This is a genomic window from Marivirga arenosa, from assembly GCF_030503895.2.
Taxonomy (GTDB): Bacteria; Bacteroidota; Bacteroidia; order Cytophagales; family Cyclobacteriaceae; genus Marivirga; species Marivirga arenosa.
On record NZ_CP129970.2, the window covers coordinates 1,187,049 to 1,205,217 of the forward strand.

19 protein-coding genes are annotated in these 18,169 nt (G+C 33.9%); 15 read left to right on the forward strand and 4 right to left on the reverse strand.

Annotated elements, in window-relative coordinates; all coding sequences use genetic code 11:
* Window positions 1–5: 5 nt before the first annotated feature.
* Window positions 6–908 carry an L-serine ammonia-lyase, iron-sulfur-dependent, subunit alpha gene (sdaAA, locus tag QYS48_RS05210; RefSeq protein ID WP_308357816.1) on the reverse strand — a complete coding sequence of 301 codons (903 nt, stop codon included), beginning with the start codon at window positions 906–908 and terminating at the stop codon, window positions 6–8.
* Between the two features lie 98 nt (window positions 909–1,006).
* Between sdaAA and hemE the strand changes: the two genes are divergently transcribed.
* Complete coding sequence (gene hemE / locus QYS48_RS05215; RefSeq protein ID WP_308357817.1) at window positions 1,007–2,038, forward strand: uroporphyrinogen decarboxylase; 1,032 nt, start codon at window positions 1,007–1,009, stop codon at window positions 2,036–2,038.
* A 57-nt stretch (window positions 2,039–2,095) separates the two neighbouring features.
* On the opposite strand, the gene QYS48_RS05220 is transcribed toward hemE, so the two are convergent.
* From QYS48_RS05220 to QYS48_RS05230, 3 genes are all read right to left on the reverse strand, one after another.
* Window positions 2,096–3,601, reverse strand: a complete 1,506-nt coding sequence (locus QYS48_RS05220) for a sodium:proton antiporter (protein WP_308357818.1) — start codon at window positions 3,599–3,601, stop codon at window positions 2,096–2,098.
* Between the two features lie 75 nt (window positions 3,602–3,676).
* Window positions 3,677–4,903 carry a Glu/Leu/Phe/Val dehydrogenase dimerization domain-containing protein gene (locus QYS48_RS05225; RefSeq protein WP_308357819.1) on the reverse strand — a complete coding sequence of 409 codons (1,227 nt, stop codon included), beginning with the start codon at window positions 4,901–4,903 and terminating at the stop codon, window positions 3,677–3,679.
* 86 nt (window positions 4,904–4,989) lie between these two features.
* A complete protein-coding gene (locus QYS48_RS05230; protein ID WP_308357820.1) occupies window positions 4,990–6,066 on the reverse strand; it encodes an anhydro-N-acetylmuramic acid kinase in 1,077 nt (358 codons plus the stop codon).
* 41 nt (window positions 6,067–6,107) lie between these two features.
* Here QYS48_RS05230 and QYS48_RS05235 point away from each other — a divergent pair, with 41 nt between their 5' ends.
* The 14 genes from QYS48_RS05235 to QYS48_RS05300 all read left to right on the forward strand — a co-directional run bounded on the left by QYS48_RS05235 (window position 6,108) and on the right by QYS48_RS05300 (window position 18,136).
* Window positions 6,108–6,824 carry a type III pantothenate kinase gene (locus QYS48_RS05235; RefSeq protein WP_308357821.1) on the forward strand — a complete coding sequence of 239 codons (717 nt, stop codon included), beginning with the start codon at window positions 6,108–6,110 and terminating at the stop codon, window positions 6,822–6,824.
* Window positions 6,811–8,106, forward strand: a complete 1,296-nt coding sequence (locus QYS48_RS05240; protein ID WP_308357822.1) for a hypothetical protein — start codon at window positions 6,811–6,813, stop codon at window positions 8,104–8,106. Before QYS48_RS05235 ends, QYS48_RS05240 begins: the two co-directional genes overlap by 14 nt.
* A 12-nt stretch (window positions 8,107–8,118) precedes the next feature.
* Window positions 8,119–9,423, forward strand: coding sequence for a tetratricopeptide repeat protein (locus tag QYS48_RS05245; protein ID WP_308357823.1), 1,305 nt, complete (start codon window positions 8,119–8,121; stop codon window positions 9,421–9,423).
* A gap of 68 nt (window positions 9,424–9,491) precedes the next feature.
* A complete protein-coding gene (gene lptC, locus QYS48_RS05250; RefSeq protein ID WP_308357824.1) occupies window positions 9,492–10,085 on the forward strand; it encodes an LPS export ABC transporter periplasmic protein LptC in 594 nt (197 codons plus the stop codon).
* Window positions 10,086–10,119: 34 nt separating this feature from the next.
* Entirely contained in the window at window positions 10,120–10,329 is a 210-nt protein-coding gene (locus QYS48_RS05255; RefSeq protein WP_302103257.1) for a hypothetical protein, read from the forward strand.
* 12 nt (window positions 10,330–10,341) lie between these two features.
* The gene (locus QYS48_RS05260) at window positions 10,342–11,616 is read left to right on the forward strand and encodes a hemolysin family protein (RefSeq protein WP_308357825.1); all 1,275 of its coding nucleotides are present in this window, start codon (window positions 10,342–10,344) and stop codon (window positions 11,614–11,616) included.
* Window positions 11,617–11,693: 77 nt separating this feature from the next.
* Window positions 11,694–13,805, forward strand: a complete 2,112-nt coding sequence (locus tag QYS48_RS05265) for a SurA N-terminal domain-containing protein (protein ID WP_308357826.1) — start codon at window positions 11,694–11,696, stop codon at window positions 13,803–13,805.
* Between the two features lie 74 nt (window positions 13,806–13,879).
* On the forward strand, window positions 13,880–14,146 hold the full coding sequence (locus QYS48_RS05270; RefSeq protein ID WP_302127965.1) for a DUF493 domain-containing protein: 267 nt from the start codon (window positions 13,880–13,882) through the stop codon (window positions 14,144–14,146).
* A 58-nt stretch (window positions 14,147–14,204) separates the two neighbouring features.
* Window positions 14,205–14,435 (forward strand): 4a-hydroxytetrahydrobiopterin dehydratase, encoded by a 231-nt coding sequence (locus tag QYS48_RS05275; RefSeq protein WP_302103252.1) that lies wholly within the window; start codon window positions 14,205–14,207, stop codon window positions 14,433–14,435.
* Between the two features lie 20 nt (window positions 14,436–14,455).
* Window positions 14,456–15,139 (forward strand): 16S rRNA (cytidine(1402)-2'-O)-methyltransferase, encoded by a 684-nt coding sequence (gene rsmI / locus QYS48_RS05280; protein WP_302127967.1) that lies wholly within the window; start codon window positions 14,456–14,458, stop codon window positions 15,137–15,139.
* Window positions 15,136–16,305, forward strand: coding sequence for a DUF4105 domain-containing protein (locus QYS48_RS05285; RefSeq protein ID WP_308357827.1), 1,170 nt, complete (start codon window positions 15,136–15,138; stop codon window positions 16,303–16,305). The genes rsmI and QYS48_RS05285 overlap by 4 nt, the downstream gene beginning before the upstream one ends.
* Complete coding sequence (locus QYS48_RS05290) at window positions 16,305–17,105, forward strand: inositol monophosphatase family protein (RefSeq protein WP_308357828.1); 801 nt, start codon at window positions 16,305–16,307, stop codon at window positions 17,103–17,105. Before QYS48_RS05285 ends, QYS48_RS05290 begins: the two co-directional genes overlap by 1 nt.
* Complete coding sequence (locus tag QYS48_RS05295) at window positions 17,087–17,596, forward strand: hypothetical protein (protein WP_308357829.1); 510 nt, start codon at window positions 17,087–17,089, stop codon at window positions 17,594–17,596. The genes QYS48_RS05290 and QYS48_RS05295 overlap by 19 nt, the downstream gene beginning before the upstream one ends.
* 30 nt (window positions 17,597–17,626) lie before the next feature.
* Window positions 17,627–18,136, forward strand: a complete 510-nt coding sequence (locus tag QYS48_RS05300) for a hypothetical protein (protein ID WP_308357830.1) — start codon at window positions 17,627–17,629, stop codon at window positions 18,134–18,136.
* Window positions 18,137–18,169: the final 33 nt, after the last annotated feature.

An 18,169-nucleotide genomic window follows, 5' to 3' on the forward strand; every position in this document is an offset into this window, starting at 1 on the left:
ATCAATTAATTTTCTTCATCTGGCAGCATTTCAATATCCTGAATCAATACTTTTTTAGAAATGCTCTGCCCTGTTAATGTGGCAGCTAAACCTCCCATAGCTGTTTCTTTATATTTCGTTTCCATGCTTTGCCCTACTTCTCCTAAAGCATCAACACATTCATCAACTGGAATTACACCACTTACATTGGATAAAGCAATTTGTGCAGAAGAATTTGCAATTGCAGCAGCACTAGCATTTCTGACCACACAAGGAACTTCAACTAAACCTGCAACTGGATCACAAACCAACCCTAGCATGCACTGTATTGTAATCGCTACCGCATTAAAAACTTGATCGATATCTCCTCCTAAACAATACACTATAGCTCCAGACGCCATCGCAGCAGCACTACCTGTTTCAGCCTGACATCCACCAACAGCTCCTGCCAAAGAAGCTTTTTGCTCAATTATTAACGCAATCCCTGCCCCTACTAATAAGCCTTCTAATATTTTTCGATCATCTAAACCGTGAATTTCTTGCAAAGTGAACATTGTGCCTGGCAAAATACCACTAGCTCCTGCAGTTGGAGCAGCAACAACCCGGCCCATACAGGAATTCACTTCTTTTGCTGCTAGAGCTCTAGATATAAGTTTTTGAAAATTAGGATCTAATACTGTTAATGGGTTATGATATACTTTTTTAGCTCCATTATTTATCATTCCGGATCGTGAATGCATATCTTCTTCCAAGCCCGTTTTAACAGCATCCTTCATTACATCATAGGCCGTTTGTAAGTTTTCCCAAACGAAATCTTCATCTTTCCCCTTCTGATCTTTTTCATATTCCAATACTGGTTCGTAAAGCTTCGTACCCTTCTTCTCACAGTATTCTTTCCATTCCTTAAATTCACTAAAAAGTATTGACATGACAGTATTGTTTTAGCCTTTTGAATATATCGGCAAAGAAAAAGAAAAGTTTAGCAATATTATAATTCAGAAGCATAATATGAATGTATATTTGCAGCATGGAATTAAAAAATGATCTGCTATTAAGAGCAGCCAAAGGCGAAAAGGTAGAAAGAACACCTGTTTGGCTAATGCGCCAGGCTGGTAGAATTCTTCCAGAATATAGAAAAGTTAGAGCAAGTGTAAGTGGTTTTATTGAATTGGCGCAAACTCCAGAGTTAGCGGCTGAAGTAACCATTCAACCCGTTGATCTATTAGGAGTTGATGCAGCTATTATTTTTTCTGATATTTTAGTCATACCTGAAGCCATGGGCTTACCATATGAAATGGTGGAGAAAAGAGGACCTCATTTCCCTGACACCATCAAATCTAAAAGTGATGTTGAAAAATTAAGAGTTGCCAATGTAGAAGAAAGTCTTTCTTACGTTACAAAAGCTATAGAAATAACAAAGAATGATTTAAATGGAAGAGTTCCCTTAATTGGTTTTGCTGGTGCACCATGGACAATTTTCGCTTATATGGTGGAAGGGGGTGGAAGCAAAACATTCTCCAAGGCTAAGGCTATGCTTTACACAGAGCCAGAACTTTCTCATCAATTATTAGATAAAATCACCGATAGCACGATAGCTTATTTAAAAGCACAAATTTCTAGTGGAGCAGATTTAGTTCAGGTTTTTGATAGCTGGGCAGGCATACTTTCTCACGCTCAATATCAGGAATTTGCCATTCCTTATTTAAAAAGAATAGCAGATGAAATACAAAATGTTCCTAAAACTATTTTCGCTAAAGATGCACACGCTGCATTCGCTGATTTAAGCCAATTAGATTATAATACTATTGGACTCGATTGGACTATGAGCCCTATTGAAGTAAGAAAAATTGTTGGAGATGATCGAACTCTACAAGGAAATCTTGATCCTTGTGTGCTTTATGCTGATAAAGAAACGATCAGAAAGCATACTAAAAATATGCTTTCCCAATTTGGCGAAGGAAGGCATATAGCCAACTTAGGTCATGGCGTTTATCCTGATATTAATCCAGATCATGTGAAATACTTCATAGAAGCGGTGAAAGAATTTGGGGTTAAATAAAACTTGACGATTTCAATAAATTAAAAAGGCGAGAAATAATTTTTCTCGCCTTTTTAATTATCTGATGAATAACAACCAGACTAATAGTAATAATGGAAGTAGGAAAGGGATTGAATATCTGATGATATAGCCAAAGAAAGATGGCATTTTGATACCCACTTGTTCTGCTATTGACTTCACCATAAAGTTGGGTCCATTTCCAATATAGGTCATAGCTCCAAAGAATACCGCAGCTATTGAAATAGCAGTTAAATCCATTACAGAATCATAATAAACTCCACCATTTGCAAATTGAGTAACCTCTGCTAATACAGAAATACTTCCTCCTTGAGAGGCCATTGCTGCTGCTAGAAAGTTTAAATATGTTGGAGCGTTATCCAAGAAGCCAGAAAGTAATCCTGTACCCCAATAAAGCGTGTTATGCGTAATTAAAGAAGCACCAGCTTCTGACTTAGCAAAATTACCTACCAAATCTAACGCAGGCATCATCGTTCCAAATATTCCGATGAATATGAATGCGACTTCTCTGATAGGTTCAAAGCTAAATTCGTTTAAATCATGGACTTTATCTTTAGCGAATTTATAAGATAGATATGTTACGCTCAGCATAATCACTTCTCTTATATAAGAAAATTCCTGCCCTTCATAAGTAATACCCGGCACCCAGGAAAATACATTAGGATCAATAAATACAGAAACAATAATTACTGCTAACCAAATGAAATTTCTTTTCCCGTTAATAGTAATTTTATTATCGAATACTTCTACCTCATCTTCATCCTGACCTGATTTATTCCTTTTATCAAGGAAATAAAATGCTATAGCAAGAATAGATAATGCAAATACCCAAGCTGGCCAGTTATGCTCTAAAGTCCAGAAAAATGGCACTCCTTTTAAGAACCCTAAGAAAAGTGGTGGGTCACCAATTGGAGTTAAAGAACCACCTATATTACTTACCATGAAGATAAAGAAAATAATATGGTAAGCTTTAATTCTATTTTTATTCAACCTAATGAATGGCCTTACAAGCAACATAGAAGCACCGGTAGTTCCAATTAAATTAGCTACCACAGCACCAATTAGCAACATAACAATATTCACAATTGGGGTTGACTTCTTATTTACTTTGATTACAATTCCACCAGATGCAATGTAAAGTGATGCCAATAAGGAAATGAATTGAAAATATTCGAATGCAGCATGAACAGGACTGTGATAATTATGAAGAATAAATAAATAATAACTCACTACCAAAACGGCTAAAAGAACGGCAATTTTAGGATAATTTTTATGCCAAAAATGCTCGTAAAATAAGGGTCCTGTAGCAATCATTAATAGCAATAACACAAATGGAATAACCGTCCATGCTGGAGCTGAATGATGTTCGCCTTCCTCATTTTCTACATTTTCAGAATGATTTTCTTGCTCATCATGATCTTGGCTTTGTACCTCAACTGCTGCTTTTGAATTATTTTCAGAAGCGATTGTGGTATTTGGAACAAATAATACCGTGAAAAATAGAATTAAAAATATTACTGAAATAGAAAATTTCGATGTTCTCATGCAAATGATTTTTCAAGAATCCTCAATTTAGGAAGTTTCCAACTAAAAAGCTTAGCTGGAAAGATTAATAATGTATTAAATTAGCTGACTTAATGCTATTTCAAATGAAGTTTTTGAAATATTAACGCTTGAGTTACTTGCTTCAAAGGTTTTACGGAGAGCTTTCTCAATTGTTCTGGAAGTATCCTCAAATATTGCCTCATCTGTAATTTCAGCGTCTGCAGTCATTAAGTATGCAAATACTCGAGCCATACCACAATTCGCTATAAAATCTGGAATTACAGCCACTTTACTATCGGTAAACTCTGCAATAGGACCAAAGAAAATTTCTTTGTCTGCAAATGGAACATTAGCCCCAGCTGCAATTACTTCTAATTTCGAAGCAATCATCTCCTCCACTTGCTCTTTACTTATCAAACGAGAAGCTGCTGCAGGAATAAAAACTTCTGCTTCAAGCGACCAAATCTTTTTATTGATCTCATCAAATGGAATAATATCCTCAGATATTAGTTCATTTCCATTTCGGTTAATAAATAAATCGGTTAACTCTTCAAGTGTGAATCCATCTTGATTAATTAATCCACCATTTCGATCAATTATACCTACAATTTTAACTCCAGCTTGTGCTAAGAAATAAGCTGCAGAAGCTCCAACATTACCCCAACCTTGAATAACTGCTCTTTTCTTATGAAGTTTACCTCCCCAAATATTATAATAGTGCTCAACTGATTTTGCAACACCAAAACCCGTTACCATATCGGCTACGGTGTATTTTCTTTTGATATCAGGACTATAATTAGGTGCTTCAATCACCTTGATTACTCCTTGTCTCAACTGACCTAACTTCTTTATTTTTTCGGGTTCAGTAGCGTTGTAATGACCATTTACAACCCCTTCTTGAGGGTGCCACAAACCATATTCCTCTGTGATTGGAATTACTTCATGAATTTCATCTACATTCAAATCACCCCCTGTACCGTAGTAATTTTTTAATAATGGATAAACTGCTTTATACCATCTTTCTAATACTCCTTTTTTACGCGGATCAGATGGGTCAAAATTGATACCTGATTTTGCACCACCTATTTCTGGACCTGAAACAGTAAATTTCACTTCCATAGTTTTGGCTAATGATTCCACCTCATGTTTATCCAGTCCAGGACGCATTCTTGTTCCTCCTCCAGCAGCACCACCTCTAAGTGAATTGATTACAACCCAACCCTCTGCTTCAGTTTCAGAATCTTTCCATTCAAATACTACTTCAGGTCGTTTATTCTCAAATTTCTCTAAGAGTTCTTTCATATTTTTTCAATTTTAGTCGTTCCGTAAAAAATAAGATGAAATTATTCATCTGAGTATCTAAAAGGCCAAAACTACAAAAATTAATTTCAAAAACGGCCTAGCTTTTGACCAGATATACTATTAATGTGAGCACCGGTAACTGAGGAAAAAGTATTGTATTCATTTCTCACATTTAAAACTCCTAAAAATGCAAAAATCAATGCTTCCTTATAATTTTTGATTTCAGTAGTGGTCAATTCGATTCTATATTCACTCCCCAATTTTTCAGTTAAACTTTTGATTAGATATTGATTAAAAGCCCCACCACCGGTAAATAGAATAGCCCCTTCTTTCTTACTTTGTTTAACAGATTTGCTAATCTGAAAAGCAATATGTTCAACTGCAGTTGCTAACATATCCTCAATTGAATACCGATTCGAGTCGATTTTACTTAAAATCTCTGGTTCCAACTGCTCAATGCCTAGGCTTTTTGGTGGCTTCTGATTCAGAAAACTAAAACTATTCCATTGGTTCAAAAGAGTCTCTTTTAATTCACCTTTTTGAGCTAGAGCACCGTCCTTATCAAATTCTAAGTTTTTAAACTGAGCTAAGCGGTTCAGTAAAATATTACAAATGCATATATCATAAGCAATTCTATCACCATTCGAATCTTCAAAGGATAAATTCGCTATCCCACCTAAATTGATACAAATATCATAATCTGAAAATAATAATTGGTCTCCTATAGGTACTAGTGGCGCCCCTTGCCCGCCATTTGCAATATCTAATGTTCTAAAATCAGAAATAACAGGAAGTTTAGTAATGCTATGTAGAAAATTCGCATTCCCAATTTGAACTGTTAGGTCATTTGCTGGGTCATGAAAAACAGTATGACCATGAGAAGCAATAAAGTCAACCTGATGATTATTTCTATTTATAAAGCTATGAACAGTATCACCGAAATATTTCCCTAATTCAACATCTAAATAATGTAGATCTAAAGCTGACATTTCAATTGATTTTTTTAATTTATTTTTAAGTTCAATAGGATAACCTACAGTTTCACAATCAATTATTGACCAGTTCCATTTGCCAGCTTCAGAAATATCAAATCGACAAAAAGTAATATCCAATCCATCAAGAGAAGTTCCAGACATTAAGCCAATCACTTTATAAGTATGCATTTGAGTAATTTTAATTAATTTTAGAACTGAAAAACGAATTTATGAACTTAGTCATTGACGTAGGTAATACTAAAATCAAGTTAGGTTTTTTTAATGAAGAGAAGTTAAAAGAAGTTAAAATTTTTGATCAACTGTCAGATGTTAAAACTTTTATAAAAACCTATTCGCTAGATAATGTCATCATTTCAAGTGTAAGAATCTCATATGAAGAAATTTTGAATGAAATTGAAATCAATCAAAACCCTATTCTACTTGATTATAAAACGGCTTTACCTTTTGAAAATCTATATAAATCCGAAACCATTGGTTTAGATAGAATTGCCGCAGTTGCTGGTGCTCAAGCATTGTATCCTGATCATAATATTATAGTAATCGACTTAGGTACTTGCATAACCTATGAAGTTCTGGAAAATGGAAAAAAATATTACGGAGGTGCTATTTCGCCAGGATTATTCATGAGATTTCAGAGTATGCATAATTTTACAGCACGTTTACCGTTGGTAAAGCCTGAAAGCAATTTCAACTTCATAGCCGACAATACTATTGAGGCCATGCAAAGTGGAGTTGCTTTCGGAATTCAGGCAGAGATAGACACTTACATTCAAGAAGTTAAAAGAAAATATTCACCGCTTACGTCAATAATTACCGGTGGAGATGCAAAATTCTTTGAAACTAAATTAAAAGAGCCCATCTTTGCAATCCCTGAATTAGTTTTAGTGGGTTTAAATGCAATTTTAAGATATAATGCGTCAATTTAAAACCGGTTTATTAGCCAGTATTTTTTCCGTAATATTTGTATCATCATCATTTTCTCAGGATTTGGTTTCACCATATTCGGCTTATGGTGTTGGTCTGGTTTCTGAAAAAGGATATGTTGCTAACAATGGAATGGGCAATGCAGGAATTGCATATCAAAGCCCTTGGTTTATCCCAGTGTTAAACCCAGCACTATTAGGGGGGCAACAATTCACCTCATTTGAAGCTGGATTAAATATCTCTCAAAATAATATAAGTGATGAAGCTACAAGATTTACCCAAATCAATGGTGGATTAAAATATGCTACATTGGCTTTTCCTATTATACCAGGTAAATATGCAATTTCAGTAGCTTTAAGACCTCTTTCATCCAAAAACTATGAGATTAAAAGGAATAGTTCTAATCAAATTACTGATCCTCAAGCAAGCCTTTCAAGATTTAAAGGTGAGGGTACAATATCACAATTGAGTCTAGCTAATGGGTGGAACATAACTAAAAATATTGCGATTGGTGCTGAGGCCAACTATAATTTTGGAAAACTAACAGACAGAACCATTTATCAAGATATCATAAATGAAGGTGATACCTTAAGAGTTCCCTATTTAGTATCAGCTGAATACACCGATAATTTCTCTGATTTCTCATTTACATTAGGAACTAACTTTAGAACCAAAATTGGTGAGAACTATTTATCATTTGGGGCTACTTATGATGTGCAAGCTAACTTAAATACAAATAGAAATACATTTTTACAGATATTAAGCCTGCAAGAGGTTCCATTACGGAATGAAGAAAATGAAAACGCATTTTTAGAAAATGATATTGAAGGTACTACTGTATTACCTCAAAAAATAGGGGTAGGCTTAAGCTATATTAAGTTAACAGCATGGGCTATATCAGCTGATTTCTCTTATCAAGATTGGTCTGACTACAGCAGTTTTGGTATAGCTGACAACAACTTTGGCGAGCAAATGGAATTAAAAATTGGTGGTGAGTTCACCCCCGATGTAAAATCTGGCACAAAGTATTATGAAAGAGTAACTTACAGGGCAGGCCTTAACATTTCTAATGGTCCGCTAGTTATAAACAACACTTCAATTAATTCATTTGGCATAACTTTTGGTTCCTCATTACCTATAAACAATCTTTCAAACGTAAATCTAGCGTTTGAAGTAGGACAAAGAGGAACACTTTTGAACAACTTAGTTCAAGAGAATTATTTGAATTTAAATTTGAGTTTTACTTTTAACGATAGATGGTTTTTAAGAAGACAGTTTGATTAAATTTTAAGAAAGATGAAAAGAATTCTATTAACATTAGCATTTTTAATAGGTGCGCAAGCAGTTATGCTTGGACAGGACGGTTGGAATTGGCCTGAGGACCCAGATAAGAAAAATAAAGCAATGGAGAAAAATGCGCTTTATTCTGATATGTTAACAGCAGAAAAATATGAAGCTGCTAAAGCACCTTTAGATTGGTTATTAAAAGAAACTCCAGACCTCAACCCTTCTATTTACATTCAGGGAGTTAAAGTTTATGAGAACTTAGCTGAAACCACAACGGGTCAAAGACAAAAGAACATTCAGGATTCTGTTGTACTGCTTTATGATTTAAGAATGAAGTATTTCAACGATGTTGAGAATGTTACCAACAGAAAAGCGAATGATGCTTATAATGTATGGAAAGATAGAAAAGATAAATACGAAGAGCTTTACAAAATTGAGAAAGAAGCAATCGAAATGTTAGGAGCAAAAAGTTTCTCTTCTAACACTATATACTATATGGATGCAGCCAGAAGATATAAATTAACTGGTGGTGATCTTACTGACTTGGATATTATTGCAATATATGATCAAGTTCAAGATATCTTAGATCAGATGTTAGCGGATGGTGAGAGCGCGCAAAAAATCCAAAAAGCTAGAGACTATATTGAAAAACTATTCAACGCATCTGTCACTATCGATTGTAACATCATAGACACCAAGCTTTATCCTAAGTTTGTTGAAGATGGTAAGCAGTTAGAAGATGCTGAGAGAATTGTAAAATTTGCCTTAGCAGGTGGATGTACCAGTTCTGATTCTTTTATTGATGCAGCAAAAATTGTTCAAGCAAATACTCCTGAATTCGGATTATCTAGAATGATTGCTTTAAAATCTAAAGCTAGTGGTGATATGGAGGAAGCTGAGAAATACTTCCAAGAGGCTTTGAAATATTCAGAAGACAACATCAAAAAAGCTGATGTATATCTTGAATTATCAGATTTAGCTTCTAAAAGTGGTAATAAATCAAAAGCAAGAGGCTACGCTTATGATGCATTAGATGCTGATCCTTCAAGAAAAGAAGCCTACACATTAATCGGTGACCTTTATTTAAAAAGTTTCACTGATTGTAAAGGTGGACAGGATGTAGTGAAAGATAGAGCGGTATATATTGCAGCTTACAAAATGTATCAATTGGGTGGAGATGCAAATAGAATGAATGTTGCCAAAGAGCAATTTCCATCAAAAGAAGATATATTTAACTATAATTATTCAGTTGGACAAGAGGTGTCTGTTGGATGTTGGATAGGTGAAACTGTTCAAGTTCAAACCAGAGACTAATACATAAATAAAATCATTAAAAGCGGTCTTGAATTCTAAATCATGACCGCTTTTTTTATTTTTGCCCTATGAAACATTTTTTCATTTTATTATTAATTTTATTGAGTTTTGCCTGCGGATCAGGGCTTCAAGAGAATAAAAGCTTTGAAGAATACTCTGGACCTATCATGGAAGCTGACTCAGTGGAAATATTATATTCCGATTCTGCTAAAGTAAGAGTAATTGTAAAAGCTTCTAAGCAATATGATTATGAAAATGGGGATAGGGAATTCCCTAATGATATTTTTATTGAATTTTATGAGCCAGATGGGACCTTATCCTCAACTCTTGAAGCAAATTCTGCCTATCATACAAAAGAGACTGATATCTATAAAGCAGAAGGAGACGTTGAAGTTATAGGGTATATTGAGCCTCGAAAGTTAAATTCTGAAGAATTATTCTGGGAGCCGCAAAAGGAAGAAATTTATACTGAAAAGTTTGTAAGAATTCAGTCTGAAGATCAAATTTCAACCGGTACTGGTTTAAGAGCTAAACAAGATTTCTCAAGTTATCGTATTTTAAATCCTAGTGGTACTATCTACTTAGACGAACAAGAAACGGATTCGATAGACAATGACAATCAAGAAGAAGTTAAAACTGAGGAAGTTCAAATAAACAGCTAGATGATTCTCAACCACTTCCGAAAAAGAAAAATCTATGAGTCCAAAGCAAAATAAACAAGAAACTGATAATAAAGGACCTAAGCCAAATTTCATTATTGTGGGATTAGCTTTTGCACTTTTTGTTATTGGTATTCATCAATCTTTAACCGTAGGCTTTGAATATTCCTATTGGATTTTTATGTTATCCATAAGTCTGTTACTTTTACAAAGATACCTCAGACAAAAAAAGAAAACTGAGGGTTAGTTCTAATTTAATATGGAGAGCAGTTATCTTATTTACATCATTATTTCGTTACTCTTTTCTGCATTTTTTTCCGGAATTGAAATAGCTTTCATTTCTTCCAATAAACTGCATATTGAATTACAGAGCCAGCAAGGAATAATTTCCGGTAAAATATTATCGAAATTTATTGAAAGGCCTTCCTCATTTATAGGAACTACCTTAATCGGAAACACCATTTCATTGGTTGTATATGGTATTTATATGGCTAAAATGATTGAACCTTTTTTAGTAGGCAATCTGCCACTATTTTTTCAAAATGATGTTTTCATTCTTCTAGCTCAAACGGTTATATCTACAATCTTTGTACTATTTGTAGCTGAATTTACGCCTAAAAGCATATTCTTATTAAACCCCAATGGCTTATTATCCTTTTTTGCTTTGCCATTATGGTTGATTTACTACATCACTTACCCTATTGTATTTTTCATAGTAAACCTATCAAAGATCTTTATAAAATATGTTTTAAGATTAAAATACGAAGAAGACAAACCTGTATTCGGACTTACTGATTTAGATCATTTCGTTAAAAATACTGTTCAGCTCGACCATCAGGAAAGTAAAGTTGAGCTTGATAAGAAAATTTTTAATAATGCCTTAGAATTTAAAACCATAAAGGTCAGAGAGTGTATGATTCCTAGAACTGAGGTGGTTGCTGTTGATATTGAAGACTCTATTGAAGAATTAAAAGAGGCATTTACCGAAAGCGGGCATTCAAAAGTATTGATTTATAAAGAATCGATTGACGATGTAATTGGATACTGCCACTCCTTAGCGTTATTCAAAAAACCGGGTGATATAAAGGAGATTCTAACTCCAATTATTATTGTACCTGAAACTATGCCAGCAAATGAATTAATGATTCAATTTATCCAGGAACACAAAAGCTTAGCATTGGTAGTGGATGAATTTGGTGGAACTTCGGGTATCGTAAGTTTGGAAGACATAATTGAAGAAATTTTTGGTGAAATACAAGATGAGCATGATGACGAAGATCTTGTGGAAGAAAAAGTATCCGCGAACACCTTCATTTTCAGTGCCCGCCTAGAAATTGACTACATAAATGATAAATATGCATTAGGCATTCCAGAAGGTGACTATGATACTTTAGGTGGCTTTATTTTATCAATTACAGAGAATTTCCCTATCCTAAAAGAAGAAGTTAGCAGCCCTCCTTTTCGATTTATAATCGAAAGTATGGAAGAAAACAGAATTAATCTTGTAAAACTAATCATCATTAACCCAGAATAAGCAAAAAGTAATAAATGGAATCACTTTGATATTAATCATTTATACTATTATTTTGCGGTTCTTTGAAATAAACAAACATGGGAGTATTTAATACACTAAGAGTAAAAATGGGGTCGGTATTGATCGCCCTAATTGGATTATCCATTTTAGCTTTCTTGCTAACTGATTTGCTTGGGCCTGACTCAATGCTATTAGGTGGAGGCAGATCAAATGATGTTGGTGAAATTGCTGGTGAAACCATCAATCTGCCTGAGTATCAGCAAAAAGTGGAAGAATTCAAAAATAACTTTAGAGCGGGTAATGGTAGAGCACCTTCTGATCAAGAAATGTCATCTATTCGTCAGAGAGCATGGGACTATCTAATCGTTGAAAAAGCTTTTCAAAAGCAATATGACGAATTAGGTCTTGTTGTAACTGATGCGGAATTAGTAGACATGGTACAGGGTGATAACATCAGCCCAATTGTAAGACAAAACTTTACAAATCCTGAAACTGGAGAATTTAACAAAGAACAAGTTGTTAATATCATCAGAAACATTGCACAAGCTCCTGCTGAGCAACAAGCGCAATGGTATTCATTTGAATCATCACTAGTTCCTGCTAGAGCAAGAACGAAATATGATGAGTTGATGATTGGTTCGACTTATATTACAACAGCTGAAGCACAAAGAGCTTACCAGGATCAAACTGAATCAGCTGAGGTTGAATACTTATATATTCCTTTTTACTCAGTACAAGACTCTTTAGTGTCTCCTTCAGATTCTGAATTAAAAAAATATTTCAACGATAATATTGAGAAATATGAAACTGATGCATCTAGAACTATCAGTTATGTAGGTTTTGAATTACTACCTTCTGGTGAGGATTCAACTTACATCAGAGAAGAAGTTGAGGAGCTTAAAAAGGAGTTTCAAACTGTTGAAGATGATTCAGCTTATGCAAGAATCAATTCTGATAGAAGTAACTCATTCAGAACTTACCCAATTGCTCAACTTCCAAGAATACTAGCTTCTAACACTAATATTTTAAAAGAAGGTGATGTGATCGGACCGTATATTGAAGATGGTGCTTACATCTTATATAAAACTTCTAAAATTTATGATGACACTGTAGCTTCAGTGAAGGCTAGCCATATCTTAATTGAAGCTGAGGATGATTCTGATGAGGCTGATGCTAAAGCGAAGCAAGAAGCTCAAGAGGTATTACAAAAAGCTAGAAGCGGACAAGATTTCGCTGAATTAGCTAAAGAATATAGTGATGGCCCTTCTGCTACTAGAGGTGGTGACTTAGGATGGTTCAAAGAAGGAGCTATGGTTGATGAATTCAACGCAGCTGTTTTTGCTAAAAATGGAACTGGTGTTATCAATAGAGTTGTAAAAACTCAGTATGGTTACCACATCATTAATGTTACTGAAGAGAAAACAGCTAAAACTTACAAAATAGCGACTATCTACAGAGATATCCTTCCTTCAGAAAGTACAAGAGATAATTTATACAGACAAGCAGATTTATTTGCTGCATCAAACGTTAATTACTCTGAATTTACTGCTTCAGCAAACGAAGAAGGATACAGAGTTAGAAGTTCTGGTAAAATGTCACCTAATCAAACTACCATTGGTACTTTAGGATCTTCTAGACCAATCGTAAGATGGGCATTCACTGATGCTTCAGTAGGGCAAGTTTCAGAAGTTTTTGAAACTGACAATTATTTCGTAGTTGCAGTTTTAACTAATGAAACTGAAAAAGGTGAGTCTGATTTTGACGCTGTTAGAGCAATCGTTTCAAGAGAATTGAGACAAAAAATGAAAGCAGATATCATTAAAGAAAAAGTATCTGGTTTATCAGGAACTTTAAATGAGATGGCTGCTGCTTATGGTGATGATGCCAATGTTTTCTCTACTACTGATGTTAAAATATCTTCAGGTTCTTTACCTAATGTAGGACAAGCGCCAGAGGTTATTGGTACTATTTTCGGAATAGAATTAAACAAGCAATCGAAACCTTTAGAGGCAAATAATGGTATAGTAGTCTTAAGTGTTACAAATAGAACACCAGCTCCTGAAATTGCAGATTATAACACTTACAAAGAACAGTTAGCTCAAAGAAGATCTAATGCTGTTTCTTTTGAGATCAAATCAGCAATTGAAGAAAAAGCAGATATAGTAGACCTAAGATATAAGTTCTATTAATTTATTAAATACTTAATATTTTAAGGGGCTTTTTAGCCCCTTTTTTTATGAATAAGAAAAAAGGATTGTGAGTTATGAGTACAGAAAAAGAAATTCAATCTTTCAGAGAAAAGTTGGAGGCCGTTTCAGAATGGCCAAGCTTATATATGTTTAAATTTATCGTTTTGGCTGAAAACCAAGATGAGATAAAAGAAATATTTGAGAATCATGAAGTAATAGTAAAGCCTTCAAGTAAAGGGAAATATGTGAGCCTTACTATTAAAATGCTTGCTGGTTCAGCCGAGCAAATCATTGAAAAATATATGGAGACCAATAAAGTGAAAGGTGTTATAGCATTATAAGCTTTTATCGTAACAAATGAATTTTATAGCGGTTAGAATAATATAAAAAACTAGAATTATGTGGAAAGAAGAAAATAATACGCTAAAAAGAACATTTGAATTTAAAGATTTTACTGAAGCTTTCGGCTTCATGGCTAAAGTTGCCATTATTGCTGAAAAGATGGGCCATCACCCTAATTGGTCGAATGTATATAATAAAGTTAGTTTTGAATTGACTACACATGATGAAGGCAATACTGTGACCGAAAAAGATAAAAAGCTAGCTGAAGAAATTGACAAATTAGTTTAATAAAATCTGTAATTTTGGGCATGGAGCAAGTAGAAACTCAACTATACTTAGTGCCCACTCCCATTGGCAATTTAGATGATATGACGTATAGGGCTGTAAAGGTCCTCAATGAAGTTGATATCATTTTAGCAGAAGACACTCGAACTTCAGGAAAGCTGTTAAAACATTATGATATAAAAAAGCCATTGCAAAGCTTTCATATTCATAATGAGCACCAGAAATTGAAGCGTGTTATTGATGATTTAAAATCAGGAAAAAAAATGGCTTTGATTTCTGATGCAGGTACACCCGGAATATCAGATCCGGGTTTTTTATTGGCTAGAGAAGCCCTCAATAATGATATAAAGCTAGAATCGCTTCCTGGTGCTACTGCCTTAATACCAGCCTTGATAAAATCAGGTTTCCCAAATGATAGGTTTAGCTTCGAAGGTTTTCTACCTCATAAAAAGGGAAGAAAAACTAGAATAGAAAAATTAAAAGAAGAAGACCGCACAATAATTTTCTATGAATCTCCTCACCGTTTGCTAAAAACTCTTAAACAATTAGCGGAAGTATTAGGAGGGGAAAAAATGGCTTCCGTATCACGAGAACTCACAAAATTATACGAAGAAACTTTAACCGATACCTTAAGCAATTTAATAGAGCACTTCGAAAAAACAGCTCCTAAAGGTGAAATTGTATTAGTATTAAACGCTCAATCATGATGAGGAAATTATTATTAATTTTCGCACTCTCTTTAAGTGCAACATTAAATACCTACGCTGAAAATAGTTTATCTGAAGAATCAGAAATTAGTTTGATTACTGTAGCACCAGGTGATGAACTCTATTCTGGCTTTGGTCATTCCGCACTTTGGGTTGAAGATGAAGCTAAAGGAATTAGCGTAGTTTTTAATTATGGAACTTTTGATTTCGACACACCTGGTTTCTATATGAAATTTGTTCGCGGAAAGCTTAATTATATGCTTTCTGCTGGAAGAATTTCCTATTTAATACGTTCTGCGAAAGCTGAAAACAGATCAGTAATTCAGCAAAAATTAGATTTAAGCTTAAGTCAGAAAAATCAGATTTATGATTATCTTCTAAATAACATTAGGCCTGAAAATAAATTTTATCAATATGATTTCTTCTTCGACAATTGTTCAACTCGTTTTAGAGACTTATTAGAGGAAGTATTAGGCTCTGGATTAAGCTGGAATAAACAAGCTGAAGGCTACACTTTCAGGGAATTCTTAGATATTTATTTAGAGGATAAACCTTGGCAAGATTTCGGTATTGATTTGGTTTTAGGGCAACCTACTGACCAAATTGCTGATAAAAGGAATGAAATGTTTCTTCCTGATATGCTAATGTATCATTATGACAAAGCTACCTATGAAGGTAAGCCTATAGTAAAGGATAAATTAGCTATTTATGAAGCTCCCGAAAAACAGGAAAGCTCATCTTTCCAAATTCTTCCCCAGCATTTAACATGGCTACTTTGTTTGATCGGAATAATCTTAAGTGTAAGACATCATAAATCTAAAACTAGTGATATATGGTACAACAAGCTTTTATTTATTATCACGGGCTTAATAGGTTGCTTAATTTTCTTTTTATGGTTTTTATCAGATCATGTGGCTACAGTAGATAACTGGAACATGATCTGGGCATTTCCACTGAATATTGTATTTGCATTTTTACTATTTAAAAAACCTGCAAAAAAATGGCATACCATCTATTATGCTGTTTTCGGAATAGCTCAATTTTTAGTATTAGGTTTTTTCTACACACTTCCTCAAGCTTTACACGCAGCAGTTTTACCAATTGTATTATATTTTGCCTTTAAGTCTTTCAACTTACTGTATAGAACCAAAAAAATGAATGTGTAATGGAATTAAATACAATCCACGAAGAGGCCATTAAATTAATAAAGGAAGTTGGTGAATTCATCAAGATAGAATCACAGAACTTTAATTCTGATAAAGTAGAACATACGGGCTTTAATGATCTCGTGAGCTATGTAGATAAGGAAGCAGAAAAAAGACTTGTGGAAGGTTTGGGAAGAATTTTACCTGAGTCTGGTTTCATAGCAGAAGAAGGGACTTCCACCAAAACGGGTGAAACCTACAATTGGATTATTGATCCCTTAGATGGAACTACGAATTTTGTTCATGGACTACCAGTATATTCCATAAGTGTAGCCTTACAGCAGGATAATGAAATAGTTTCTGGTATTGTATTGGAAATAAATAAAGATGAATGCTTTGAAGCTGTAAAGGGTTCTCGATCTCGTCTAAATGGAAAGTCTATTTCAGTCTCTAAAAATACTTCTTTATCCCAAAGTTTAATTGCTACAGGTTTCCCCTATTATAATTTTGATAAAATGGATGATTATTTATCCATCCTTAAATTCCTAATGGAAAATAGCCATGGAGTTCGAAGATTAGGGAGTGCAGCAGTTGATCTATCTTACGTTGCTTGCGGAAGATATGAGGGTTATTTTGAATATAACCTTAATGCTTGGGATGTAGCAGCTGGAGCCTTTATTGTACAACAAGCCGGGGGACAGGTTTCTCGTTTTAATGGAGATAGTGATTTTATATTTGGAAGAGAGATATTATCTTGCTCTCCAGATATTTACAAAGAACTATTAACCATTATCCAGAACCAATGGAAACTCAAGCATTAGAAAAAAGTCAAAGATTCACTCTGGGATCAGGAGAAATCAGTTTCTCGGATAGTCTTGCAAGAAAGATGAATTATATAATAGGTGGCTTGATGATGATATGCTCACTTTATTATATTATTAGCTATATCTATGAAGAATCAGACTTTAACTATAAAATCATTTCAGGTTTATTATTCTTCTTTTCGGCCAGCATCTTTTTGTTCAGGGCGCATTTCGAATTATCCACTAGCTCAAAATATGCCCCACATTTTCGAATTTCAACTAAAGGGATAAAAATTAAAACTGGAGTTTTCAAAAAATCGATTTTATTTAATTGGGATGATATAAAGAAAATTGAAATAGGGTATTACTTAGTTGGGATAAAGGATAAAACTGGAATACAATATTTTTCTTATAAAACCAGAAGAGAAACTTCCATCCAAATAAAAAGAGCAATTAAAGATATGGCTATTCAAAAAGAAAAGGAAGTAGAAGATTTATCAAGAAGATAATAATAAAACTAATCAAAAAACTATCAACCAATGGAAACTCAATCATTAGAAAAAAGCCAAAGAATTAATCTAGGTTCGGGGAGACTCGATATCACAGAAGTTACTGCGCGTAGGTTTAATTTTTTCGCAGCTTTCTTCTTTATTGGTTTATCAATACTTGTTATTTATAATCTTTTTAATAAAGAAAATTCAAATTTTGCCGACAAGTCAATGCCTTTTGCATATATGATGATAGGGCTTGTTTATTTATTCAAAGCAAGTGTAGAACAATCTAAAACCTCAAAGCATGCACCTCATTTCTTACTGACTGAAAAAGGTATTAAAATTAAAGTGGGAGTACTCAAAAAATCTCAATTTATCGAATGGAATGATATTCAAAAAATTGAATTAGGTAATTACAAAATTGGATTCAAAATTAAATCCGAAACCCAATTCTATCCCTACCAAACTAGAAAAGAAACATCTATTGCATTAAAAAAGGCTATTAAAACTAAAGCCAATGAATTAGGGATTGAAGTTGAAAATTTATTGCGTAAATAAAAAAGCCAACTATTCTAAAATAGTTGGCTTTAA